Source organism: Nitrospirota bacterium, assembly GCA_030684575.1.
Taxonomy (GTDB): Bacteria; Nitrospirota; Nitrospiria; order Nitrospirales; family Nitrospiraceae; genus Palsa-1315.
In genome coordinates this window covers 736,065-760,480 of record JAUXVD010000008.1, presented here as the reverse complement: position 1 = coordinate 760,480, position 24,416 = coordinate 736,065, and the positions used below count along the sequence as shown (strand labels likewise).

At 56.1% G+C, this 24,416-nt stretch carries 22 protein-coding genes; 4 read left to right on the top strand and 18 right to left on the bottom strand.

Annotation, left to right across the window (positions count from 1 at the left end; genetic code table 11):
• Positions 1-215: 215 nt before the first annotated feature.
• The 3 genes from Q8N00_06770 to Q8N00_06760 all read left to right on the top strand — a co-directional run bounded on the left by Q8N00_06770 (position 216) and on the right by Q8N00_06760 (position 1,191).
• Complete coding sequence (locus Q8N00_06770) at positions 216-470, top strand: hypothetical protein (GenBank protein ID MDP2382489.1); 255 nt, start codon at positions 216-218, stop codon at positions 468-470.
• A gap of 218 nt (positions 471-688) precedes the next feature.
• Entirely contained in the window at positions 689-931 is a 243-nt protein-coding gene (locus Q8N00_06765) for a type II toxin-antitoxin system Phd/YefM family antitoxin (GenBank protein ID MDP2382488.1), read from the top strand.
• The gene (locus Q8N00_06760) at positions 928-1,191 is read left to right on the top strand and encodes a Txe/YoeB family addiction module toxin (protein ID MDP2382487.1); all 264 of its coding nucleotides are present in this window, start codon (positions 928-930) and stop codon (positions 1,189-1,191) included. Before Q8N00_06765 ends, Q8N00_06760 begins: the two co-directional genes overlap by 4 nt.
• A 101-nt stretch (positions 1,192-1,292) precedes the next feature.
• On the opposite strand, the gene Q8N00_06755 is transcribed toward Q8N00_06760, so the two are convergent.
• From Q8N00_06755 to Q8N00_06695, 13 genes are all read right to left on the bottom strand, one after another.
• Positions 1,293-2,528, bottom strand: coding sequence for a multiheme c-type cytochrome (locus Q8N00_06755; protein MDP2382486.1), 1,236 nt, complete (start codon positions 2,526-2,528; stop codon positions 1,293-1,295).
• A gap of 226 nt (positions 2,529-2,754) precedes the next feature.
• On the bottom strand, positions 2,755-4,062 hold the full coding sequence (locus Q8N00_06750; GenBank protein ID MDP2382485.1) for a multiheme c-type cytochrome: 1,308 nt from the start codon (positions 4,060-4,062) through the stop codon (positions 2,755-2,757).
• Positions 4,063-4,064: 2 nt separating this feature from the next.
• Positions 4,065-4,406, bottom strand: coding sequence for a PDZ domain-containing protein (locus tag Q8N00_06745; protein ID MDP2382484.1), 342 nt, complete (start codon positions 4,404-4,406; stop codon positions 4,065-4,067).
• 362 nt (positions 4,407-4,768) lie between these two features.
• Positions 4,769-5,599, bottom strand: a complete 831-nt coding sequence (locus tag Q8N00_06740; GenBank protein MDP2382483.1) for an ethylbenzene dehydrogenase-related protein — start codon at positions 5,597-5,599, stop codon at positions 4,769-4,771.
• A gap of 92 nt (positions 5,600-5,691) precedes the next feature.
• A complete protein-coding gene (locus Q8N00_06735) occupies positions 5,692-6,945 on the bottom strand; it encodes a hypothetical protein (protein ID MDP2382482.1) in 1,254 nt (417 codons plus the stop codon).
• Positions 6,946-6,971: 26 nt separating this feature from the next.
• Entirely contained in the window at positions 6,972-7,259 is a 288-nt protein-coding gene (gene tatA, locus Q8N00_06730; GenBank protein MDP2382481.1) for a twin-arginine translocase TatA/TatE family subunit, read from the bottom strand.
• 28 nt (positions 7,260-7,287) lie between these two features.
• A complete protein-coding gene (locus Q8N00_06725; protein MDP2382480.1) occupies positions 7,288-8,097 on the bottom strand; it encodes a tetratricopeptide repeat protein in 810 nt (269 codons plus the stop codon).
• A gap of 26 nt (positions 8,098-8,123) precedes the next feature.
• Positions 8,124-9,245, bottom strand: coding sequence for a hypothetical protein (locus Q8N00_06720; protein MDP2382479.1), 1,122 nt, complete (start codon positions 9,243-9,245; stop codon positions 8,124-8,126).
• 73 nt (positions 9,246-9,318) lie between these two features.
• Positions 9,319-11,103, bottom strand: coding sequence for a radical SAM protein (locus tag Q8N00_06715; GenBank protein MDP2382478.1), 1,785 nt, complete (start codon positions 11,101-11,103; stop codon positions 9,319-9,321).
• A 271-nt stretch (positions 11,104-11,374) separates the two neighbouring features.
• Positions 11,375-12,328, bottom strand: coding sequence for an ethylbenzene dehydrogenase-related protein (locus tag Q8N00_06710; protein ID MDP2382477.1), 954 nt, complete (start codon positions 12,326-12,328; stop codon positions 11,375-11,377).
• Between the two features lie 98 nt (positions 12,329-12,426).
• Entirely contained in the window at positions 12,427-13,398 is a 972-nt protein-coding gene (locus tag Q8N00_06705) for a molecular chaperone TorD family protein (protein MDP2382476.1), read from the bottom strand.
• A gap of 231 nt (positions 13,399-13,629) precedes the next feature.
• Complete coding sequence (locus Q8N00_06700) at positions 13,630-14,232, bottom strand: 4Fe-4S dicluster domain-containing protein (GenBank protein MDP2382475.1); 603 nt, start codon at positions 14,230-14,232, stop codon at positions 13,630-13,632.
• Between the two features lie 12 nt (positions 14,233-14,244).
• Complete coding sequence (locus Q8N00_06695; protein MDP2382474.1) at positions 14,245-15,243, bottom strand: hypothetical protein; 999 nt, start codon at positions 15,241-15,243, stop codon at positions 14,245-14,247.
• 215 nt (positions 15,244-15,458) lie between these two features.
• Between Q8N00_06695 and Q8N00_06690 the strand changes: the two genes are divergently transcribed.
• On the top strand, positions 15,459-16,559 hold the full coding sequence (locus Q8N00_06690; protein ID MDP2382473.1) for a WD40 repeat domain-containing protein: 1,101 nt from the start codon (positions 15,459-15,461) through the stop codon (positions 16,557-16,559).
• A gap of 86 nt (positions 16,560-16,645) precedes the next feature.
• On the opposite strand, the gene Q8N00_06685 is transcribed toward Q8N00_06690, so the two are convergent.
• From Q8N00_06685 to yajC, 5 genes are all read right to left on the bottom strand, one after another.
• Complete coding sequence (locus Q8N00_06685) at positions 16,646-18,100, bottom strand: sigma-54 dependent transcriptional regulator (GenBank protein MDP2382472.1); 1,455 nt, start codon at positions 18,098-18,100, stop codon at positions 16,646-16,648.
• Complete coding sequence (locus tag Q8N00_06680; protein ID MDP2382471.1) at positions 18,100-21,276, bottom strand: PAS domain S-box protein; 3,177 nt, start codon at positions 21,274-21,276, stop codon at positions 18,100-18,102. The genes Q8N00_06685 and Q8N00_06680 overlap by 1 nt, the downstream gene beginning before the upstream one ends.
• Before the next feature lie 168 nt (positions 21,277-21,444).
• Positions 21,445-22,362, bottom strand: coding sequence for a protein translocase subunit SecF (gene secF / locus Q8N00_06675; GenBank protein MDP2382470.1), 918 nt, complete (start codon positions 22,360-22,362; stop codon positions 21,445-21,447).
• Positions 22,363-22,377: 15 nt separating this feature from the next.
• Positions 22,378-24,021 carry a protein translocase subunit SecD gene (gene secD / locus Q8N00_06670; GenBank protein MDP2382469.1) on the bottom strand — a complete coding sequence of 548 codons (1,644 nt, stop codon included), beginning with the start codon at positions 24,019-24,021 and terminating at the stop codon, positions 22,378-22,380.
• 30 nt (positions 24,022-24,051) lie between these two features.
• A complete protein-coding gene (yajC, locus tag Q8N00_06665; GenBank protein ID MDP2382468.1) occupies positions 24,052-24,396 on the bottom strand; it encodes a preprotein translocase subunit YajC in 345 nt (114 codons plus the stop codon).
• Positions 24,397-24,416: the final 20 nt, after the last annotated feature.

Genomic DNA, 24,416 nt, shown 5'->3' with positions numbered 1-24,416 from the left:
CCCGGCGCAGCCCAAGCTTCCAAAGGTTCCCTCCAAGCTTGCTCCTTCTCTCTTTAGGGATGAAGGCTGATCGATCTTCCACTGCGCGCGTCGAACGAGCACATTCCGATCGTGCGCGTTCTGCGAGCACAGAGGATCATCGGCCTTCATCCCGCCCCCTGTCTGTTTGCGGTTCAAAAAGAGACTTGTTATAGTCCGCGCAGGTGGAGGGCCGTATGGGAATGGAACCGAGTTATATCTTGATCGACGGGCAGACGTTCAGTAAGGCGAAGCTGTCGCTCGACAACCATGTCTACAAGAACTGCGCGATCGACGACTGCGACATCTATTTCAGCGGTGGACAATACGAGTTGCTCGACACCCACATTACCAATTCCCGCCTCATCCTCAACCACCCGGCCAAGGGCATGTACAACGCCGTGCAGATCTTTAAGATGAAGTCGCCGGGCTCCAGCATCGTCTCCGATTAGCCGCGGTTGAAGCGCTCACAGGTATCCAAACACACTTCGTGGTGCATCGGCCTCTTGCCCCTCGCCGCAAGCCTCTCGCCTATTTAGTTGAGATATTCTCTGCGAACTTGACGATCTCGATCGCCTGGAAGACGGGGTCTTGCGAAACCTTGACATAACGGTACGTGATCGCGTACCGTTACTAACATGAACTACCGGCTAGATAAGGAGCAGGCCACATGACAACGCTGAAAGCGAGTGCGGCACGATCAAAACTGTACCGTCTTATTGATGAAACGGCTTCATCGCATGAACCAATCATGATTGCGGGAAAACGCTCGAGCGCGGTGCTTGTATCTGAAGATGATTGGCGAGCCATCCAGGAAACGGTCTATCTGCTTTCCATCCCCAAGATGAGACAATCCATCCGTAAAGGTCTCGCTACCCCCGTTGGGAAATGCGCGAAAGAGCTCCCCTGGTGAAGTGGGAGTTGGCATTTACCAAACAGGCGCAAAAGGACTCAAAGAAAAATGCAGCGGCAGGCTTACGGGATAAGACGGAACGCTTGCTCGACCTATTGCGAAAGAATCCATTTCAAACCCCTCCGCCATACGAGAAGCTGATCGGCGATTTAGCTGGTGCCTATTCTCGGAGAATTAACATCCAGCATAGACTCGTCTATCAAGTCCTCGAACAAGAGAAGGTCGTCAAAGTCCTACGCATGTGGACCCACTACGACTAGCCCACACCTCCTAAGTCAGGCCAGCGGCACGAGGCTAGAGACAAGGGCGAGGAAAATATTTCCGGCCTTCGGCCTCTTGCCCCTCGCCGCAAGCCTCTCGCCTATTTAGTTGAGATATTCTCTGCGAACTTGACGATCTCGATCGCCTGGAAGACGGGGTCTTGCGATCCCTTGGAGGATTCGGCTTCGACGCGCTGCAGGAACTGGGCAGGACCGGTGAGCGGCGCGTAGTTGAGGCTTACGATCACATCGAACGTCCTCGTGTCTTTCGGTGTGGGGAAGGTGAACGTCTCGACGCGCAGCTCTTCCGGCTTCAAGACGGTATCGTCCAGAACTTTGACCGCCTCGAAATCGAAGATCGTCTTCTGACCCTTGGCGTCCTGATAGACCCGCCCATAGACTCGCTTGTCGGTATAGACGGTCTTCAGATTCTTCCCTTTGATATCCAGATCGAGCGCCACCGTCGCCCAGGCAGGATGGGTGGTCGGCAGACTGTGCGGCACGAGGCTCTGCACCTTCACCGTGACGGTGGTCTTGTCGCCTTCGATCTTGGTCTGCACATCCAGCTTGGCCGCTTCCTGGCGGAGCTTGCCAATGCGACCGGGAAAGGTATGGTTCGCCGTTTTGCGCTTCTTCTCTCCGTTCGCCGACTCGCCGACCTGCTCCGGCATGTGACAGGTCTGGCATTCTTTACCGGACTTCACGGCCTTGCTTTGGTCCCAGCTGCCGAGCAGATCGTTGCTCTTGCCTAAATTGGCCGCCGAGGGGACCGATTGATGGCAATTGAGGCAGAGATCTGATTTCTGAAAGAGCCCCAGTTCCATCGACTGGTGGGCGAGGTTCTGGACGAAGTCCTTATAGGGCCCATAGAGCGTTTTGCTGCCGAGTTCGTACTTGGGCTCCGGCGGCTGTTTGGTCCGATCGACCTGCTTGATCAAGTGACATTGCGCGCAGGCCACGCCGTCCAACGAGGGGTCCCCGGACTTGGCTTGATCGACGAAGAGTTGGGCTTGCTCGGGGAATTCGCGCACATGGGGCGCATGACAGCGGAAACAGAGCCCTTTGTCTTTGCCTCCTGGAGACTGGAGAAAGGCGTCGAGCGAGGCGCGAAATGCCGGGGAATGAATGGACTTCGACAGCGGGGAGGTTTCCCATTCTTCAAACACGCGCTCGTGGCAGCGCTTACACTTACTGGCGCTCGGGAAGGCCTTTTCAAGCGTGGGCTTGGAGGCATCCTGCGCATAGAGACCTTCGTTGAGTCCATACGAAAGGACGAAGGCCGCTACGAGCACTATACCGATTCCTAGCTTCGCACCGATCGACTGTCGCACCATCATGTTGCCCCTCGATTGGACGCCCTAGGAGGCTTTAGATAAAATCCGTTGTCGCTCAACGTCCACTGTGATCTTGCGGATAGTCATGGCCCAAGAATGATTCGCAGGATACTCAAAATGGCCGTCCAGCAAGGCCGTAGGCGAGTCGAAACCGGAGGCGTACCCTCAGGGGCACGTTGAGGATTTCGATGAGCCAAGAACGAAGCTGGGGGCCATTTTGAGCATCCTGCTAGAGTGTTTTGGCCCGATAGGTGAGCAGCCTGGGCTGCGTATATTCTTGAAAAATCTTCTTCGCGCTCTCCCGCTCTTTGTCGGTTGCCAAGCTGGCCAGATACTTTTCTTTCAGACTCGGTTCCGGCGTCGGGATCAACGCATAGTTCAGCACCGCTTCAATCGAGGCGGCGGTCGTGCCGGAGGGAATCGCCAGGGAGAAGGGAACCTTTCTCGTATGGCCCCCCTTGATGAAGGGATCGGGAATCGGGCCACGAAGAATTTTGTCGTAGGGCAAACCGAATTGCTTCGTCTCTTCTTGCAGCACCTTGCCCTGCGCATCCTTGGCGGTCAGAACCAGATAGAACTGCTTGAGCACCGGATCGCCGTCAGGGAAGCTATGCGGCAGGCTGCCGATTCTCACCAGCGCCGTGCCCTCCACGGCGGAGACCGACTTGGTGGTCTCAAGATCCACGCGGGGCATCCATTCGGCCTGCAGATTTCGATTTCTGAGGAGGGTGCCAGGGACCACCACACCACGAAACCAGTGCCGACCGATAGCGCGAGTCATCGATCCGCGCCTCGAGGTGGAGCTGCCGGTCGAGGGCTCCATGTGACAGTCCTGGCATACCGTGCCCTGCAAGATCTCTCCGGCCAGATCTTTCTGCGTCTCATCCTTGACCTTATCGAAATGGCAGGAGGCGCAGTAGTTCGCACCGCGGAACAGATCGGATTGCGTCGCGGGATGGACGAGATTTTCCTCCGGGTTGGCATAGGGGCCATAGATCATCTTGCCCGGCTCGATCTTGAACGACGGCGGTGAGTTCGGTGTGTGCTCCACGCTCTTGATCAGATGGCAGGAGGCGCAGCCGATCCCTTCCACTTGCGGCTTACCGGCCAACACTTGCGCCACAATCTTCTCGACATGTTGCGGGAATACCGTGGTCGACGGCACATGGCAGGCGAGACAGCGGCGGCGCTCGTCGGCCGTCGGATTGGTCTGCAGCCAGACGCCCAACACCGTGCGGAACACCGGCGACTCTAGCGACGTACCATGTAAGAGCGCGGCATCGACCCGGCCGAAGGTCTTCAGATCCGGCGTCTGTTCGCGCACGCCTTTCCATTCTTCATAATGCCGATCGTGGCATTGCTTGCAGTCTTCCGATCGAATGAAAATCTTTTCAATCTCCGCCACCCAGTCGGCCTGAGCCGGAGCCTCAGCCTTCTGCGCCATAGCGCGGCCATGAGACAGCGCAATGAGGCCCACGATGAGCATGAGAAAGACGCCTGCGGCGATTCGTGCTGTATGCCGTCTCAATCGTGACATCCTCAATCCCGCCTGCATCCGACGAAATGAAAATTCACACCCCACCCGACCGGATCGCCTGGATCGGCAGGCTCATAGGTGCCGACGGTGAAGTTGCATTCCTTCATGCCGTGCTTGATCGCTCTCCCGAAATCTAGCATGTTCCTAATCTCAGCCTTGTCGACTTCCTTGATGATGGATCGGACCTTGATGCCGGCATAGTCGGCGCGCGAGTTCCCGATCACTTCGAACACCGCGACGCCCTGCGCCCGTTCGAGTTTCAATTCTTTTTTGATGGCTTCGTCCACATCGCCGACGATCACGCCGAACTCTTCACCTAGTTTCGCGGCTTCATCTATCGTCATCGGCTCCGGGTCCGCCGCATGTACCGCTGGCTGCCCAACAAGGCCCAAGACTCCCAGGCACAGGCCGACACATAAAAAAAAGGCCCTTCCGCTCCGAAGGGCCTCTGTGTAAGCACTGACGGCACCGATTCGAGTAACCTCCAACGTTCATGCCTTTCATCCGCACAGGTACCGTTATCTTAACAAAACACCTGGCAGGCTGCTCAACCAGTCCGTCAGCAAGACCACAGAAAAACGATCCTTCACGAAGGGGTGGATGGGATGATCCCTACAGCGCGCGTCCAACGAGGGCTTTCTTAAGCCGCGCGTTGCGCGAGCACGGGGATTGTCCCAGCTACCCCGCCTCCATTTTCAGCAGCCTGTTAAAGCTTCGCCGTCGGGTCGATCACCAGCTGAAACCAGGGCGCCACTGCTTTTTGCCCGTTCCGTTCTTTGTTCTCCCCGTTCCATACAGCAAATGACACGGTTTGCACTCGTCCGGGAATCAGCTTGGCTTCGTTCTCCTGCTCTTCACTCACTAACGGTCTGCGCATGACGACATGCCAGACCCCATCTTTCCAGATCGCCTTCCCTTGAACTCGCCCCTGCTTTTCCTTGGTCGTCAGCGTGCTAAAGCCTCCGCCGATGAGGTCCTCGACGGAAGAGACCCGGCGCGGAATGACTTCAAAGGTCCGTACGCCATCTTTCGCTTTTTCAGACGCCTTGGCTGCCCGGCGATCGATATCGCTCTGCCAATCGGCCTTCCAATGCCAGATGTTGATGTAGTGATCGAGTTGGCCCATGCAGAAAAATGCGGGCGCATCGCCGAGGGGCAGCCCGATCGCAACACCGTCGCGAAAGGTCCCCGGCGTCAGGCGGTCATTTTTGGTGTTGTCCTGCCATTCCAGCAGAAAGGCGATTTCGGTGCCGTTGTGGAGCGATCGCACAGTGAGGGCCCGGGCGGTCGGTTCAGGCCAGACCGGCCTGGTAATGACCTGACCGCTCAAGGGAAGGGTCATGGGCGCGACCTTGGCCCAGGCGGCATCCTCGGGGCCCGCCGGCAGCTCTCCCTCAACGAGGCGGGCACGAATCATCATGCCCTCGGAACTAACGAGAGGCACGTCGAATCCCACTAAGAGGCCGGCGGTCACCAGGATGAAGAGGAACAGCAGCAGCAACGGGCGGGAAGCCATCTTCGTCGTCGTACGCACCATGCAAGGTCCTCGGGTGACTGGCGCGAGCACATTCTTACCGGTTCAGAATACCACAACACCCAGGCGAGGCCAAACCGGCGGCCCCGGAATTTCTACCAGAGTTTCACGCGGCGAATTTTATTTTCGCCCCGTTCGCAAATGTAGAGATAGCCCTGGGAGTCCAGCGACAGTCCGACGGGAGAGTTGACGACGGCCTCGATTCCGAGGAGTCCGTCTCCATGCTTCACGGTCCCGGACGATTCTTTCGCCACAAAACGTGCGGCGCCGCAGCCACCCATATTCTTGTCTTCGTAGCCGCTGTCCCCGTTGCCCGCAACTGTGGTAATCATGCCGGTCGCAACGTCGACCTTCCGCACGCGATGATTCATCGTATCGGAGATGTAGAGATTGTCTTGATGGTCCACCACCACGGCTTCCGGCGCATGGAGCATCGCCCTGACGGCCGGTTTGTCGTCACCGTCATAGCCGTACCGGCAGACACCGGCCACGGTCGAGATAATTCCAGTCTTGTGATCGATGCTGCGGACGCGGTTACTGCCCTTGTCGACGAAAATGATATTGCCTTTTCCGTTCACCGTCAGCCCGACGACATCGTAGATGCGGGCCTCGAGCGCGGGCTTCCCGTCGTCGAGATACATCGACATGTCCAGTCCGTCCGAACAGACCGGCATGAGCCAGCCATGGTCGTCGCTGAAATCGATGCCGATCGCATCGCCGGACAGTACAACAAGATTCCGCGCCACGAGCGGCTGCTCGCGGGCTTCGTCCTCGGCTGTCCAGGCTCCGGCGACGGTCGTGACCATGCCGGTCTTGGGATCGTAGCGGCGGATGCGGTGCGCCTGAGTATCGGCGATATACATCACATCGTCAGGATCGAAGGCGATGGCGGCAGGCCAGGTGAGATTGGTCTCCAGGGCCGGACCATCTCCGTTGAACCCATGCTGCCCGGTGCCGATGATCGTCGTGATGATACCGGTCTCGCGGTCGATTTTTCGAATGCGGTTGCTGCCGGAATCGCAGATAAAGAGGTCGTTGTGGGAATCAAACGCGACGTCGAGCGGCAAGTAGAGCCCGGCTTCTCCGCAGAGGCCTTCGTCTCCGCTGTAGCAGGTTTCGCCGATCCCGGCAAAATTATGCAACGTGCCTTCCTTGAGACTGACCCGTCTGATGCGATCGGATCCGGACTCGGCAAAATAGAACCAGGTCTCGTCCTTGTCCAATGCCGCGTGGTGAGGCAATGGAATCCCCGATTTGACCGCCCGCTTTCCATCGCCGGTGCTCCGGGCCTTGCCGTTACCTGCGAAGGTTTCGATATAACCGGTCGCGAGCTGCAGTTCGGTTTCCATAGACCTGTAACCTTAATCCCGGCTGATTAGCCGCGTGAAACTGATTGAACCGTTTCGGTTTGCTGTACCACTGGCGCGGCGGCTTGCACCGGAGGCGCAGCAATCGTTTGCTGCGGAGCCGGAGCCGCAGCCGTCTGCTGCTGCGCGGCTTGCGCTTCGGCTTCGATGAGGTCTGCCTCATGTACGGACTTCTTGAAGCCCTTGATCGCCTTGCCGATCCCTTCTCCCAGCTGCGGCAATTTACCGGCGCCGAAAATGATCAGCACGATGAAGAGGATCAGGATTAATTCTGTAAAACCAAGACTCCCAAACATGGTGTGTTCCTCCGTACGAATGGGTAAATCAGGATGCGCTGGTCTCTTTGGCTCGCTTGGAAAACCGCTCCTTCAACCGATTCCGCGCCTGCTCGGCCTGTTCAAACATCTTGGCCTTGTCATAGACGCTGATCAAGTTGTAGTAGGCCAGCGGCTCTTCGGGATTCTGTTCGACCGCATCTTCCATCACCTTGATGGCCAGATCGGTCTTCTTGTGATTCATTGCCAGCTCCATCAACTTGAAACTGCCTTCCAGGTGCTTCGGATCCAGTTCGAGCGTACGGATATAACATTGGATGGCCATGTCGATGGTGTTGTAGTCCGACACCTGGGGATTATCGAGTTCGACATAGACTCCGGCAAGATTGTACCAAGCCATGGGATCGTCCGGCGTGATTTCGACAAGACGCTCGTAGAAATCCTTGGCTTCCATGAACTTCTTTTTGTCGGCATAGACCCGGCCAAGATTGAAAAGCGCCAGGACATCGTGAGGAAACACGTCGAGTGCATGTTTGAACTCGACTTCGGCTTCGTCCGTCATGGCCTTCGTCGCGTAGATCGTACCCAAATTCGAATAATACATCGCAAGCGACCGATTCATTTCTGCACGGAGACCCTCCGCCATCTCAATCGATTTCTTGACCTCGACAAGCGCATCGTCCATCCGGCCTTTGCTGAAATAGAGCTCGCCCAATCGGCAGCGGGCCTGAAAATCGTCCGGCTCGGTGGCCAGGAGCTTTTCGATCTCCAGAATTTCTTCGTCGGGGTTCAATGGCTGATCACCCGGATCGATAACGGCTTGGCTTGGCTCAGAAACAGAAGAGGTTGGTTCGTTCATACGATTCCCTATAGTAAAAAGGTTCGTTAGATATGTCCGCCTGCCAATGAGTCCGGCGTGCTGATCATGGGAGCGTCCGCCACCGGCGCCGAATCCGTTGCGTCACGCCGATACCGGTCCATCGTCAACAGCATCACACCGAGCACCACCATCAGCGTCAAGTTCGAATAGAGAAGCGCATACCCGGCAATAAACATCAGTCCGATCCCGTAACCGGCAAGCCGTCCCATGGTCAGCAACTTAATGACGGTGTACGACCAGCACAACAGACCTGTTAGGTAAAACGCAAACGGGAGGAAAAATGTGTAGCCCATGCCGAACTGAAAAATCCATCCGATGCCGTCTGCCGCCTTACGAATGTTACTGGCCATCCCAGCATCATACCGATGAAGCAGATAATCTAAGAACAGCATCACCGTAAATACTGACACGGAGGTCGCCCAAAACCAGATGGCGCGGCGGCGTTGCCGCTGATTGCGCGTCCGAAATGACACGCCCCGGCCGTAGGCCCAGAACACGAGGATACTAGAGAGGACCATCAAGGCTTCGCCGCCGCGATGGGCCTCGTACACGAATGGCGGAGCCGCCACGGTTCCGATAAAACTATAGGTCGTCGACACGATCTGATAATACAACCAACCCCCGATTCCCAGGAGATAGGTCACGCCCATCGCACGATGCGACCATTCGGTGTGGGTGGAAAGGTATTCCACCATGAGGCAAATCAAAGCGATCAATGCGACAGAATTATAGATGGCCGATCCCAGAAAGGCAGGAGGAACTAACAAGAAGCCCACCGTGAGGAGCAGCAACAGTACCACGCAGGGAATGACGATTCTATTTGATCCGACAAACCCGCGGCCGGTCATTCGATTGATCACCCCCACCGCCAAAGCGAGAAACAGCAGAATGGCCACGACATTGAGCAACCACTGCCCGACTTCTGTCAATGCCGTGAAGGTCGGAATGATCCACTCATGTGTCTGCGCTAACTTACTGAGATGCATCCCCAGCCGGGACACCAGCCGATAGAGAATCAACTCCGAGAAGGACACAATGAGGACAAGCTTGATCGTATACTGGAATAACAGGGATTGATCGCCGATTTTCCCGGTCATCCGTTCGATGGTAGGATTCGTAGCCGTCACGCCATGCACCCCTGAGGAAAAGGTAAATTATACCGATCAAGAAACGACAGGGTCAACGCCGTACAGCACACGTTTACTCTGACCCTGTCGGCTGCGGCACGCCCACTTCCTGAGCCTTGGCCCTGGCAATGTACAGCAATCCATCGGCCATCGAGTAGTTGAAGGGCAACTCACAGACCACTTCGCTGACCTTTTCGTAGACATGCTGGTAGAGCCGTTCCGATTCATCCGGCGTCATACCTTCAGACACTTCATAGAAAAATCCAAGACTGAGGTCTTCTGCCGACGGACGCATGATGCGCCGGATACCGTAACTGCCAGGATCGCTCATGATCGGGGCTTCTTTTTCCAAATCGAAGAGACAGGGCTGGCAGGAGAACCCATACGATTCGTTGAGCCGCTTGTTCTCGACGATGAAATTCATCGTCTCCCTGGCTTCCTCTTCCTTCTCAGTCGGGAACCCCACGATGATGTAACAATGCACCGCGATCCCCAAGTCAACGCAATCGTCGGCGATGCGCCGCACCCATTCCTGCTTGATCCCTTTCTTCATGAAGTCCATCACCCGCTGGTTGAACGACTCCAATCCGAATACGATCTTCAGACAACCTGCATCCCGCATCGACGCAAGGAGTTCGCGTGTCAGATGCTTTTCGAAACGCATCTCGCAGGTCCATTTAATGTCCAACTTCTTGTCGATGATTTGCTGGCACAAGCGTTTGGTCGGCGAGAGGGCGAAACACTCGTCGGTAAAGAAGAACCGTTGTGCGCCATACCGCTGTTTCAGCCATTCCAATTCCTCAACGGTTCGTCCCGGTTCTTTTTGCCTGAAGTTCTGGTGATCCAGCGTGAGGGCGCAGAACGCGCAATCCTTGTAGTAGCAGCCCCGCGAAAACTGGACCGGCAACACCGGCTCCGGCGACAGATACAGTCCCAGAGGAAAGCCGTCATAATTGGGCGCCGGCAACTGGTTGATATTTTCCGAGTAGAACGGTTGGTTGACCGTGATCTTCCCGTTCTGGCGGTAGATGAGATTGGGGACCTTGCTATAGTCCTTCTTTCCGTCCAACTGATGGACGAGTTCGAGCAGCGCGGTTTCGCCCTCGAACACGATGATATCGTCGGTCAGATCGAAGAGGCTCGGGCAGCGCCGTAAGTTATCGACCAATCTGGTGAAGATACTGCCGCCAATGGTCAGATGAATATTGGGAGCCGCCTCCTTGATCAAACGACAGAGTGTCAGACCAGGAATAATCTGAGAGGTCGCCGTAATCGAGACACCGATTAAGTCCGGCTGATCATGGATAATCGATTGAAGGAATCGTTCACGGAACAGCTTGATGTAGGGGTTCTGCGTCTCATCCCTGATGATCTTCATCAGGTCTTTGGACGAATAAATGGAGCAGTTGCCGAACTGATTGTCCACGACCGTCAGCCTGGTCGGGAAGTAGACCGTGGAGATCACCTCCAGCCATTTGTCGATGAGAAAGAGGCTCTCTTTGTAAGATTCAATATCGTAAAATCCCTCCCCGCGAAGGGTCTCTTTGGCCGGTTCAATTCGATCGATGAGATAGGGAAAGCGGTCCAGCGACTCCACCACTCTGGCCAAATGCTCGGCACTTCCGGGTCCAGTTTCACCGGTTCGGTTCTCTTCAAGCGCTCGCCGTTTATCGAGTAACTCCTGATACAGCTCCACTCCGTAGGCGTGCGTCACCACTCCGTCTAAGAGTTCGATCCCAAGATCGCGTTGAGAAACGTTCGAAACGCCACCCTGAACGAGAAATCCCGTCAATGAAGGAAGACTCAGATAGGGCTGTGAGGGATGCCACGTTGGAGGAAAGAGCAGTGAAACCTTCATGCGAAATCACCACCAACTTGAATGAAAAATAAGACGTTTTCTCGATAAAATCGAATACCGTTTTATACACTCCGGTATCGGCCAAATGCAACCCTCAGAAGTGCTGCCCCTCGCCTAGAGAACGGTCGCAACGACTTGCCCTCAACACTCGTCCTGCCTGCCATGACAAAAGAGAAACCCCAGCCCAGCTTCACGCCGGACTGGGGTTTTCTTGTTGGCTCCGACTCCTACCCTCGCGGTAAGAGATGGTCTCTCCAGAGACCGGTTTTCCCTACTGAAGCTTCAGGGTAAACCAGGTGGAGAGCGCCTTCATACCGTTACGCTCGACGTTGTTGCCGTCCCACACCGCGAAGGCGATAGGCACAGACATTCCCGCCTTAAACTGGGTATCGTTGGCATCACCGGTTTCCAACGAGCGCTTCACCACCACGCGCCAGGTCGGGCCAGTATATCCACCGCCCTTGACGGAACCTGCTGGCTCCCACACGCCGTTCCCGATGACATCTTGATGCGCTTGTGTGGTCAGGGTGCTGAAGCCATTGGCGTTCAGATCCTCGACCGAGCTCACGCGCAATGTCGGATCGGACATGATGTTGCCCGACCAGATACCAGGATTGAAGGGCCCAAGGCTGCGACCGATCCGGTCAGGATAGGTCACGCCGCCAGCCGGCTCTTCAAAATAGTAATCCCAGAAAATGCCAGGGTATTGGTCGTCTACATCCCACATACCCGCGCTGTCCTTACCGAGATCCTTCTGCCATTCTGCGTTCCACCGCCAAATGTTGGTGGTGCCGCCCGACTGGCCCATACATTGGAACGGTGGTGCTCCAGCCGTATTGACCGGGAACATAAGCGCCACCTGGTCCCGGAAATCCTGGGGACCAATCGTCGTATCGTTCTTGGTCTGGTCGCTCCACTCCAAACGCATACCGACTTCTTTACCGTTGGTCATGGCTTTCACGAACACCGACTTCACCGAAATATTCGGGTGCATCGGTGTGGTGATCAGCTGTCCGCTCAACGGAATAATCACTCCTGGCACACTCTCCCAAACCGGGTTGGCGCCATCCATGGGAATCGCTCCCTTGATGGCCTTCGCCGGAATCGTGACCGGTTGGCTGACAGCCAACGGCACCTGCCCGATCGTCAGCATCACGCCGACGATCAACGCAGAGAGAAGAATGCCAAACACCACACGCTTACTGTGTGTCTGCACTACTCTCATAGGACTACTCCTCCTCTCGATTAAAAGATTAAGAACGGTGGCCCAAGATAACTGCCGACAAACAAAAAATAGAGACCCTCATAAATACAGACAAATGATTAGGCGGTTCCAGTCGGCCCCCCCTCCTCCTTGTCTTTGCCCTGATCCTTTTTATCCAAGAACGACTCGGCGCCCACTTCATTCAGCAACAGGCTCAACTCATTTCCTTGATCTTGCGCACCGCACTCGTAGGTCTGGCCTTCCGGCGCATTAAACGTTGCCGGACGATAATCGGTTTCCGAATAGGGCTGCGGGATGACCCCTAGGAACGCGGCCTCAAAATCCATCCATTCCGCCATTAAGTCTGATACGTGTTTATACAAACCTGAATCAGCCTTCTTCCCCAACATCAGGCAAAACAACGGGACCCATCGACCGATATGATTCTTTACGAATTTTTTCTGCGCATCCAGAACGATCTGCGTCTTGTCTGCTCCATCGTGGCAGCGGGAGTAGGATTCTTTGTAGGCGAGAAAATGCATGAACTCAAACTCGACGCTCAAATGATCGAGTCGCTCATGAATATCTTTGGACAGCTCCACCCCGAACGCACGATAGAATCCTGCGATATCTCCCATAACCTGGGATTGCGCGAACACGTGGTCGTTTCCGAAGAGCGTTTCGTAGGGAGGACAATCAAGAGTGATGACATTACTGAAGACTCGACGATGCTCGGCCTGCAAATCGAGGAGTTGCCAGTTCGCGCATTCTGACGCGACAACTTTCCCGACCTGATCGAACTGCTTGCGCAACAGCACCAGCTTTTGCTTGGCACGCTCCCCGCCAATACCGTCGAGCGCAGCATCTAAGGCATCGATAGCCGCACGACCATCCTCAACAAACTCCCCACATTGTACGTAATCAAGAAACTCGTCGTCCTCGGGATAGAGCAAACTCCAGGACACGAGGAGATAGAGCTTACTGCGATTGAGGGCGCGTTCGACTGCAGGCGAGTCTTTAATGGCCGGCGTAGTCGGAATAATCGCGGCTACGACTGGAGAATTCATTTGCACCGGCTGTTTACTCGTCATGAGAATCAGCTCCTCGGTTGACCCTGTTACCCACACCAACTTTCCGAGCACTTGAGGTCAAACTTTTGGCACAGGCTCGCGTATGATAGGTAAAGGCCCAGGGGTTGTCAAGCGCGATCTCACCCTGTGCAAGGGATAATCTAAGCCGATGATTTCTCAAATTATTCTCCCTCGTAATACATTCATTATTACTTCAATTTTCCCGCTTGCATTCAGACACAGTACTGTGAACTACGAATGCGCCTGTGACAACAATCGATACGGCGTGATCCGAATGGCCACATGATCATTCACTGTCCGACAGACTTGTTCACACAATCCACATCCAACACAACGCTCAGCCGTCACCACAAGCCGCTGCATGTCAAAATCCATCGATAAGGCATCCGTGGGACATTTCGACGCACAGGCATGACAGCCCTGCCCTGCCGTACAGACTCGATACGAGACCACTGCGCGGCCCATTCGAATCTGCTCGCGTCCTTCGACTGGGAGCAACGCATCAGTCGCACAGGCAGTAATGCAGGGCACATCCTCGCAGAGATAGCAGGGCGTCTGATCCGCAAAAATAACCGGTGTCCCGTTCTGCGAATGAAATGTGATCGATCCGTACGGGCAGACCTTGGCACAATCGCCGCACTGCGTACATCGCTCTAGAAACAATGTCTCGTCCACGGCACCCGGAGGACGCAACCAATCCGTCCGTACCGGTGGTGGAGCCAACTGCTCCGGCACCGCCGCTTGATGCTTGGCAAATTCCTGTGCCGCCTTGGCGACGGACACGACGGAATCCTTGAGAAAGTCGCGACGTCCGTATGACGAATCGGTAGCCACAGTCATTCACCGCTACATGACGCCGTCGGCGCGCAACTTGTAAACTTCGACGCAACGATCACACGCCCCGAATTCAATGTCCCAGCCCGGGTGATTCTCGCGGATAAAATCGAGCACATAGGGCTCGATCTTGTTGCCCATATCCTCGACCCACGAATAGGTCGGGAACCGGCAGAGGGGACAGGGAAATCCCGGCATCAACATGACTTTATTTTCGGTTTCTGGAACCTCGCCCCCCTCGACATCCACGGCACGGTCCATCACCCGCAAGGTGTCCGAGGCCATTTCGATCAGTTCCGAGTGGGTGAAGAAACTGGTCTGCCACAACCCCTCGAATACCGACTTCAATTGTGGCGCGGGAATTTTACGATACCAGGACCGAAACTCTTTGAACCGATCTTCCTTCCTGAGCATCGGCTCTTTGCCGGCGACCGTCAGCCGGCTGTCCACAGTCAGACTCCACAAAATGCGATAGCGATGGAGGATGAGGGTTTCTTCACCGGGATTTTGCCCGACCTTGGTATCAGGATCGTACCCAAAGACCGGATCCAGCATGTCCGAGATATGCAACAATTCATGGCGGCAATACCGCGTGAGTGCAGGATCGTAGAATCGGCGCGGAATCAGCTTAATCCCAACGCCTTTCAATCCTTTCTCTTCGAACTCCCGAGCCATCTCATGTTCGACGGATCCCCACTTCCGAAGAATGTCGACACCTTCCTGATCTTCCTTGAGCACCCCTTTGACGAGCACGATACCGACGCGCTCTTTCAGAAGAGGGTACTCGTTGAAGGCATCGCGGATGATGTCGGAGAATCCCCAGGTGCCGAACATATACTGATAGAGCTTCTTGAATTCACTTTCACGATCATCGAGCGTAAACTTCTCATAGATCGGATCGGCGAGTTCGTGGAACTCCTTATAGTAGGTGGGGTCGCCTTCCCGTTCCGTCTTTTCGACGAATGAGTCGATCACCTCTTGCAACAATGCAGGCTGAAAACGAAGTTCCATAGATAGTCCTTGGTCGTCCACATCCGGACTGGGTTCGACGGCACACCCCGTTGAGGGATGCGAATCGGCTTTCATCACGGCTTGACTTGATAGCGGAGCTTCTCTTACGATCACCTCAAGCCGACGCGAATTATACGGGCCCGAATCGCCGATTTGCAATCAAGCCGGTCGTCGTGGGCCGCTTCATCTTGTTCTGACCGTAAGGATTATGAAACATGGCTGATCAGATTGCGCCCCCACTTGCCCCTTCGCCATCCCCGCTCACACCATTGTCACGAGCAGGCGCTGCACCAGTCGATTTCCTTGAGTACTGGAAAGCAGGGACACGGGAGCTCACGACGTATCGCGGCCATTCGCATGGCGTGTGGTCGGTCGCCTTCTCGCCGGACGGATTGACCCTTGCCAGCGGAGGGGTCGACCGGCTCGTCCGCATTTGGGATATTGAAACCGGACGCCTCCTGCGCTCCCTCAGAGGACATACAGCGGACATCCGGTCCGTCGTGTTTACGCCAGATGGCCAGACGTTGGCCACTGCCAGCGAGGACCGGACCATTCGCCTCTGGAACCCGCACTCCGGTGAGTCCAAGAAGCTGCTCTTTACTCGCTATGACCATAATGTCGTCAGCCTGTCTCTCTCCCCGGACGGCCTCATGCTCGCGCGCGGCAGCCACAATAAAGACATCAAGATCTGGGAAGTGACCACCGGCACCGAGCTCATGACGCTCCTCGGCAAGGACCAGTACGACCACCATTGGTCAGTCTGCGTCGCCTTTTCACCGGATGGGATGCACCTCGCCAGTGGAACGGACATCGGCAAGATCAAACTGTGGGAAGTGCTGCCGAGCGGAGAAGAGAAAATCCTCCATAACGGGCACTGGAAACAGGACGACGACGACACCAGCGAAACGCGTGGATACTTCGTCGAAGACGACGGTGGATTTCAGAAACCGATGGACTATTGGATCGGCGCCATGACCTTTACCCCCGATGCCAAACTCCTGATTACCGGGAGCCGTGACCAGACGATCAAATTGTTCGACATGCCCAACGTGACGGAACAACGGACCTTGAAAGGCCATACCGGCTGGGTGCGCACGCTCGCTGTAACCCCGGATAGTAAAGTACTCATCAGCGCCGGCGATGACGCTACGATTCGCTTCTGGGACCTCTCGAACGGCCGCTGTTTCAGAACGCTCAAAGCCCATACCGCAGGCATTCGCGGGATTACCCTCTCTCCAGATGGCATGACATTAGCCAGTGCATCATGGGATCGCACGGTGAAAATCTGGGTGGGGGGAACGGAACCGGCGGAGTAGCGCAGGTCACGAGCAGGGCTGAGCGGAGATCGAACACCTGCCTCCTCAGCCCTGACTATGCACTACACTCTTAAGAAGCCAGCAACCTATTCAGCACGTTGCTCTACCTCCTCCGGTTCGTCTTTGGCCGACGGTATGCCGTAGCGCTTGCACTTTTCCCAGAGCGCTTTCCGCGAAAGGCCGAGAATCTTCGCACCGGTCGTGCGGCTCCCCTCCACCCGCGCCAACACCGACACAATATATTCTTTCTCAAACTGTTCACGCGCCGTCGCCAGCGAGGTCAGCGGACGCTCCTCGCGCTTTTGCCCCGTCAGCCCTTCGCTGCAAAATCCACAGGACTCTTGCGGCACTCCGCCCGTATAAGGACAGGACTGAAATCCGCATAGATCCGACGGTTGAATCGCTTCGCGATCCCGCCCCAACGCCACCGCACGTTCGACCATGTTCTCCAATTCCCGCACGTTCCCGGGAAATGAGTATCGCAAGAAGAGCTCCCGTGCAACGGAAGAAAACCCCTTCACCATCTTATTCATCTTGGTAGAGCAGACCTTCAGCACATGCTCGCCGATGACCATGATATCTTCCTGGCGTTGGCGTAACGGCGGAATCACGATAGGCACGACATTGAGCCGGTAAAACAAATCTTCTCGGAACCGCCCCTGTGAGACTTCTTTGCGAAGATCCCTCTGGGTCGCACAGACCAGACGCACGTCGACGTCGATCGTGTCGTTCCCTCCCACACGCTCGAACTGCCTTTCTTGTAACACCCGCAGCAATTTCACTTGGATGACCGGCGAGATCTCACCGATTTCGTCGAGAAACAACGTGCCTCGATGCGCCAGTTCAAATCGCCCACGCCGCTGCCGCATTGCCCCGGTGAAGGCCCCCTTCTCATGGCCGAAGAGTTCCGCTTCCAACAGAGTTTCCGGCAACGCCGCACAACTGACCTTGATCAAAGGATACTGGCTTCTGGCGCTGTTTTGGTGAATGGCATTGGCGACCAACTCCTTGCCGGTGCCGCTCTCTCCCAGAATCAACGTGGTCGAATCCGTCCCGGCCACCAGTTTGATTTTCTCAAGCACCGCTCGCATTTGGTTGTTCGTGCCGAGGATACCCCCGAAGCTGAACTTGTCTTCCAATGCTTCCTTGAGATCCTGATTCTCTCGCCGCAACGCCACCACACGGCCTGCACGCTCGACGATCAGCAGCAATTCGTCCATCTGAAACGGTTTGGTAATATAATCGAACGCACCGAGCTTCATGGCACCGACCGCCGTCTCCACCGATCCGTGGGCGGTGATCACGACGACCTCCGTCTGGGCCGATTGCTCTTTCGTCGCAGCGAGCACCGTCAGTCCGTCTGCGCCGGGCAGCCGGAGATCGGTGATCACCAGGTCGAAGGGCCGCTGCCGAACGGCGTCAATCCCCTCCGTCCCGGATGCCGCCGCTAAGACATCATGGCCAATCGCTTCCAACGCATCGACCATCGAGAGCCGCATCAACGGCTCATCATCCACGAGCAGAATCCTCAGCCCCTTCATTACACCCTCTCCAACAACGAACGTTCTCTCGAGACAGGAAGGTAGAGGGTAAAGGTCGTCCCCTTCCCGACCTCACTATCCACCACGATCTTTCCTCCGTGGCGCTCGACGATGCCGAGACTGACCGACAGGCCGAGACCGGTCCCTTCTCCTTCTCTCTTGGTCGTAAAGAAGGGATCGAAAATCCTCGGCAGGACCGCCGACGGAATGCCCGATCCCGTATCACGCACTTCGACCAGGCAGATTCCTTCGACCACAGAGGTTCGAATCGTCAGCGCGCCACCGTCCTTCATCGCATGCACCGCATTCAAGACCAAGTTCATCAGCACCTGCTCGATCATGTGCTGATCGATCATCACATTCGGCAGCCCCTGCCCGAGTATAGTATCCAACCGGATTTGATTCGGGGCAAAGAGGTGCGTCGTCAAGACCAACACCCGATCGACGACGTGATTGATATCCGTCAGCGCAAACTCCGGCTCGTGTTGCTGGGAAAAATCGAGGAGCTGCCGGACAATCTTCTGCACACGCCGCACACCATCCTCCATCGACACCCGATATTCTTCTTGCCGGCCAGGCGACAGCGTCCCTTTACGCAGGTTGTAGAGACAGTTGAGAATGCCGCCGAGGGGATTGTTGATTTCGTGGGCCACCCCTGCTGCGAGCCTTCCGACCGAGGCCAGTTTCTCGGAATTCCTAATCTGCTGCTCCAGCTTCTTGGTCTCGGTCATATCTCGCGCAATGCCCAATACACCAAGTATCGCCCCCTCGACATCGTGCAGGGGGGAGACACTCACCATGACCGCCCTCATCTCCCCCGTGCGCGTCACCACTTCCACTTCATACACCTGCTTCGCCCCGATATCCAGGGTACTCTTGAGACGTTTCCCCCGGTGGCGTTTGGAGAGCAGCGCGAGGTACGGACGCCCGAGCAGATCGTCTTTCCGATAACCCCAGGCTTCGACCTTGCTATTCACATATGTAAACCGTTGCTCGGTATCGAGGGTATAGATGACATCGTTCGCGTTCTCGAGCAGATTCTCAAGATACTGTTTGGTCTCTTCAATTTCCCGCGTGCGTTCTCGAACCTTATCTTCCAACTCCTCCCGGTACGTCTCCAACTGCCGTTCGAGCGCCTTCCGATCGGTGATGTCCCGTAACTGCACCATCACCAAGAGCTTATCCGCCACTCCGACTCGGATCAAATCCATTTCAGCCGGAGTTTCCAACCCGTCGGCATGGCGCACCATGATCTCCTGGGTCGGCACTTTCCGCTGCCCCGTAATGATATCGCTCAGCCATCCGCGCAACGAATCATGATAACCGGATAGCACCACTTCGAGCAGACTGCGGCCGACCACGTTCACCTCTGCATACCCCAGCGCTTGCTCCTCACGTTTATTGACGGCCACGATCATCCCGCTCGGGTCCACCATAAATACTGAGTCGGCCACCAAGTCGAACAGCGCCTTGTAACGCGCCTGCGAGGCCACGAGCTGCTGTGTCCGCTCCGATACCGCCGCTTCCAGCTTCGTCGTATATTCTTGCAGTTGCTGCTCGAGCCTGCGCCGTTCGGTCACGTCACGCACAAAAGCGCGTGAGTGCACCAGCCCACCTCGTTCTTGATCGATCAGCGCCGTGGCATGAATTTCCACATCGATCGGGTGACCGCCTTTTGCCACAAATACCGTCTCAATCGAACTACGCCCCTGCGCGACCAATCGTTCCAGATATTGCAGGACGAGTGGCTCCTGCCCTCGCGGCACCAAATCCCACAGCCGCATCGACAGCATTTCCTCGAGGGTATATTTCAGTTTCTCGAGCCCCGTCTTGTTCACATGGACGAAGCTGCCGCTCCGGTTCAATTGACAGATCATCTCCGGAGAATGCTCGATCAAATCGCGGTACTTCTCCTCCAGGCGATGGACATCCACCACCCGCTGCTCGATCTGCGCAAACGACCGTTGGAGATTCGTCGCCATCTGATTGAACGCATCGGCGAGCCCTTCAATTTCATCTCCGGTCTTCAGCTCAAGCCGCCGGTCCAATCGTCCACTTCCAATTTCACGTACTCCGTCGTGCAACAACTGAATGGGGCGGGCAATCCGCCTGGCAACCAGCACACCCGTCCCCCAGAGCACAGCCAGGACAAGCAACCCGTAGAGCAGTACTTTCGCCACGAGGTCGGCAAGCGGCGCATAGGTCTCCCGGGGATCCTGCCGCACCACGGTGATCCATTGTTTTCCGCCGAGGCTCCCAGGGACGAGGCTCGCACCGAATCGGACCGGCGCGAACCCGATTAAGGCGTTCAGATTTCCATGCGAATCGTCCACCACCACGGACCAGCCGGCTTTCAGCCCTCGAAGAGCACCGATGAACTCGGGCTTTATCGAATGTTCTTCCGGAGCCAGGACCGGACAGATCAATGGAATACCATCTGAGCTGAACAACATTGCGTGACCGGTCGTCCCGATGGTGACTTCGGCAACCGCACGGAAAATGGTGTCGCGACGCAACAGTATCGTGACGGTCCCGAGCACAGCCCCCTTCGTATCGTCGAGAATGGGGACCGCAACCACGACAACATGCGTCCCGAAACTTGGGTCAAACGCGATCTCACCCACATACCCACTGGGGCCTGGGCTTTTCATCACCGCTTGCCACCAGGGCGTCTTCCCGTAAAAGTATTCCACTTGCGGGATCGAACTGACCACCAATGCCCCCTGCTGGTCGGTCACCAAGATTCCGACATAGTCCGATTTACGGATGTCGTGCCACCGGATGAGGTAGTTGGTAACGATGCGATTGATGAAGAGAGGAAACTCGCTACGCTTATCCCGCTGACGCCAGCGTTGCTGCCAATCCTTGATCATGCCCTGGATGTTTTGGGCATCCTTCCCCTCATACGTACGATTGGCTTCGGTGACGGCGGTGCGGAGAAAGGGGGTGGCTGCAAGCTGCTGAGCCTCGTTCATCCCGCGGCTGACCTGCATTTCGATGCGGCGAGCGGCTTCCACGGCGACTTCTTTGAAGTTGGCGCCGGTCATTTCTCGAAGTGCGCGACGCTCCTCAATGTAGGTGAGCGCCAGCAAAAGAGTCAGTGGCAGGAGCCCGACCATCACGATGGCCGTGATGATCTTATGCTGGAGACTATGAGAGCGACTCCAGAACGTCATGGGTGTGCCCAGAGGAGGATGCGACAGTCCGCGCGAGGCTCGCGAGGCAGACTGAAGGCTGAAGCTGGGAAGGCCGAAGGTTGAGGTTCAAAATTTTGAACACTTTAGCCTTCGGCCTTCTCCTCGGCCTTCGGACTGCGATCGACGAACGATTATGTCACCGTCCTGCTAACTCCGTTTCAACAGCCGCCCGGAGGCTCCCGGCCAGAGCAACAGCAACGGGCTGGCGACGAAGATCGACGAATAGGTCCCGAATATCACGCCACAGAGCAGAGCGAGCGAGAAGTCGTGCAAGACCTCTCCGCCGGCCAACGTCAGAGGAATCAGGACCAATACGACGGTCAAACTGGTCACGATCGTGCGGCTCAACACTTGATTGACCGCATTGTTGATAATCGTCTCCTCGCTGTCCCGCCGCCGCATCTTGAGGTTTTCTCTGATCCGATCGAAGACGACGACGGTATCGGTCATGGAATAGCCGGCCAACGTCAGCAACGCCGTCACCACCAACAGGGTGATTTCCTTATCCATAATGTAAAATGCACCCAGGACCGCCAAGACATCATGGAATGTGGCCAACGCTGCCGCGATGCCGAAGCGAAGCTCGAATCGCCCCGCCACGTAGAGAATGATCCCGGCAAAGGAAACGAGGATCGCAATGAGAGCATCCTCTTGTAATTTATGTCCGATGGCCGGTCCAATTTCCGTGCTGGAATCCACCACGAAATGGTTCGAGGGAAATTCCTTTGTGAAGACCGCCACGACCCGCTCGGCGACCTTTTCCTCGATGGTCGTCGAGGCCTTCAGACGAATCAGGAGTTTGTTATCCTGACCGAATTCTTGCAGCTCGGCGTTGCCCAAGCCGTTGGCTTCCAACACTGCTCGAGCCTCGTCGATTCGAATCGCTTGCTCGAACTTGAGCTGGACCGCAGTCCCGCCCACGAAATCGATGCCGAGATTGGCCGCCCCTCGGCCAATCTGAATAACCGCCACAATCCCCAGCACCACCATGATGCCGGAGAACAGAAATGCGTAACGACGCTTCCCCATGAAATCGGAATTGGTTTCTCCAAGAATCTCTAACATGCCGGCTCCTTCGAACTAAATGCTTAACTGTTCGACTTTGTGTCGTTGATTCATAAGGTCGAAAATGACCTTCGTGCCCACCAGGGCGGTAAACAGATTGATCCCGATGCCGAGACACAAGGTCACGGCGAATCCTTTGATCGGCCCCGTGCCGAAGAGAAACAGCGCGACTCCTGTGATCAGCGTGGTCACGTGGGAGTCGACAATCGTCAACATCGCCTTATCGTATCCACCATCCACCGCAAGCCTGACCGCCTTCCCGAGTCGCAGCTCTTCGCGAATACGCTCGAAAATCAGGACGTTCGAATCGACGCCCATCCCGATCGTGAGCACAATTCCGGCAATTCCCGGCAGGGTCAAGGTGGCGTTCAGCGCAGACAGGGCCCCCATGAGACAGAGTAAATTCAGCGCCAGTGCAAAGTCCGCAATCACCCCGGACGTCCGGTAATAGACCATCATGAACAGGACCACCAGGGCACCGGCAAACAACGTGGCCTGTATGCCTTTGTCGATCGAGTCCTTCCCAAGCGACGGTCCGACGGTGAGATCTTGAATGATCTTGAGCGGGGCCGGCAGGGCGCCGGCCCGGAGAACAATGGCCAGGTCGCTCGCCTCTTGCATCGAGAACGTCCCGGTAATTTGCGCGCGCCCCCCGGTAATACGCTCCTGAATCACCGGAGCCGAGTAGATCGTGTTGTCGAGCACCACGGCCATGCGCTTCTTGACGTTGTCGCCCGTGATCCGCTCGAACTCCCGACCGCCCTTGGCGTCAAAGCTGATCGAGACGTAGGGATCGTTGAATTGACCGATCGACACCCGCGCATCGCTCAACACATCGCCGGTCAACATGACCCGCTTTTTCACGAGATAGGGAATCCGGTATTCGCGGCCGGTGTCTTTGTCGACCGCCCGTTCGAAAAGAATCTGATCACCGACAGGCAACTTCGCTTCGGCCTCCCTGAGAACATCCGCCTCTTTTTCTTTTGGAATACGGGCCGGCAGATCGAGCTTCAGCTGATTGTCCTCATCGAGCATTTTAAACTCGAGCAAGGCTGTCTCTTTGATCAAATCCTTGGCGCGCTTGGGCTCTTTCACGCCGGGCAACTGCACGACGATTTGCTTCAGCCCCTGCCGCTGCACCATCGGTTCAGCCACCCCGAACTGGTCGATACGGTTCCGGATCGTTTCCAGCGCCTGGTTGATTGTAGAATCCTTGATCCGCTTGACCTCTATGTCACGCAACTCCCACACCAGTTTATTCGCCGACCCCGCAGACTCCGTCTCGGTAAACGTCGGATATTCATCGAGCATCTTCTGAATCTGCGCCTTGAGTTCGGCATTTTGGAATTGGATCGTAACCTGAGTCGGTCCCGTCCTGGCCACCGACTCGACGGGAATTTTCTTATCGACCAACATGTCTTGTAGCGACACGACCGATCGATCGACGGCGATTTCGACCGCGCGATCTTCATCCACTTCCATGACGAGATGAATCCCGCCTTGAAGATCCAGCCCCAGGGTAATCCCTTTGTTCGGCATCACATTCTTCAGCCAGCCAGGCAGGGCCTGATAGAACGGCTGATAGGACGGGATGAAAAAGATCACCGATACGACGACCACCAACGCCAGCAATGTTAACCGCCCACTCACTTTTTTCATATGATCTGTAACCCCTTTGTCGCTTGCGGTCTACGAGTCCTTATCCTTGTCTTCATCGTCGGCGCGCAATCGAGCGATGTGCTCCCGTTGTATCCGGATCTTGGCACTATCGGCGATCTGCAGCGTCACCGTCTCTTTCCCGAGATTCGTCACGGTCCCCCAGATGCCAGACCCCGTGATCACCTTGTCGCCCTTCTTCAGAGCCTCCAGCAATGCCTTCTGCTGTTTCGCGCGTTTTTGCTGCGGCAAAATGAGCAGAAAGTAAAAAATCACGAAGATCAGCGCGAACGGAATGAGAGACAAGAGCGTCCCGGAACTCGAACTCGCCCCTCCACCACCGATGCCTTGAGCCCATGCGACCGATTGCATTACCATGCGAACAGAGTCCTCCTCGA

What these genes read in the sequence shown, in the direction of transcription:
- Q8N00_06750 (MDP2382485.1), bottom strand. Translation starts at nt 4,062, where the DNA reads ATGTCACGATTGAGACGGCATACAGCACGAATCGCCGCAGGCGTCTTT.
- Q8N00_06735 (MDP2382482.1), bottom strand. Translation starts at nt 6,945, where the DNA reads ATGGAAACCGAACTGCAGCTCGCGACCGGTTATATCGAAACCTTCGCA.
- Q8N00_06755 (MDP2382486.1), bottom strand. Translation starts at nt 2,528, where the DNA reads ATGATGGTGCGACAGTCGATCGGTGCGAAGCTAGGAATCGGTATAGTG.
- Q8N00_06695 (MDP2382474.1), bottom strand. Translation starts at nt 15,243, where the DNA reads ATGGAACTTCGTTTTCAGCCTGCATTGTTGCAAGAGGTGATCGACTCA.
- Q8N00_06715 (MDP2382478.1), bottom strand. Translation starts at nt 11,103, where the DNA reads ATGAAGGTTTCACTGCTCTTTCCTCCAACGTGGCATCCCTCACAGCCC.
- secF (MDP2382470.1), bottom strand. Translation starts at nt 22,362, where the DNA reads ATGTTAGAGATTCTTGGAGAAACCAATTCCGATTTCATGGGGAAGCGT.
- secD (MDP2382469.1), bottom strand. Translation starts at nt 24,021, where the DNA reads ATGAAAAAAGTGAGTGGGCGGTTAACATTGCTGGCGTTGGTGGTCGTC.
- yajC (MDP2382468.1), bottom strand. Translation starts at nt 24,396, where the DNA reads ATGGTAATGCAATCGGTCGCATGGGCTCAAGGCATCGGTGGTGGAGGG.
- Q8N00_06770 (MDP2382489.1), top strand. Translation starts at nt 216, where the DNA reads ATGGGAATGGAACCGAGTTATATCTTGATCGACGGGCAGACGTTCAGT.
- Q8N00_06725 (MDP2382480.1), bottom strand. Translation starts at nt 8,097, where the DNA reads ATGAACGAACCAACCTCTTCTGTTTCTGAGCCAAGCCAAGCCGTTATC.
- Q8N00_06745 (MDP2382484.1), bottom strand. Translation starts at nt 4,406, where the DNA reads ATGACGATAGATGAAGCCGCGAAACTAGGTGAAGAGTTCGGCGTGATC.
- Q8N00_06710 (MDP2382477.1), bottom strand. Translation starts at nt 12,328, where the DNA reads ATGAGAGTAGTGCAGACACACAGTAAGCGTGTGGTGTTTGGCATTCTT.
- Q8N00_06765 (MDP2382488.1), top strand. Translation starts at nt 689, where the DNA reads ATGACAACGCTGAAAGCGAGTGCGGCACGATCAAAACTGTACCGTCTT.
- Q8N00_06685 (MDP2382472.1), bottom strand. Translation starts at nt 18,100, where the DNA reads ATGAAGGGGCTGAGGATTCTGCTCGTGGATGATGAGCCGTTGATGCGG.
- Q8N00_06690 (MDP2382473.1), top strand. Translation starts at nt 15,459, where the DNA reads ATGGCTGATCAGATTGCGCCCCCACTTGCCCCTTCGCCATCCCCGCTC.
- Q8N00_06705 (MDP2382476.1), bottom strand. Translation starts at nt 13,398, where the DNA reads ATGACGAGTAAACAGCCGGTGCAAATGAATTCTCCAGTCGTAGCCGCG.
- Q8N00_06680 (MDP2382471.1), bottom strand. Translation starts at nt 21,276, where the DNA reads ATGACGTTCTGGAGTCGCTCTCATAGTCTCCAGCATAAGATCATCACG.
- Q8N00_06740 (MDP2382483.1), bottom strand. Translation starts at nt 5,599, where the DNA reads ATGGTGCGTACGACGACGAAGATGGCTTCCCGCCCGTTGCTGCTGCTG.
- tatA (MDP2382481.1), bottom strand. Translation starts at nt 7,259, where the DNA reads ATGTTTGGGAGTCTTGGTTTTACAGAATTAATCCTGATCCTCTTCATC.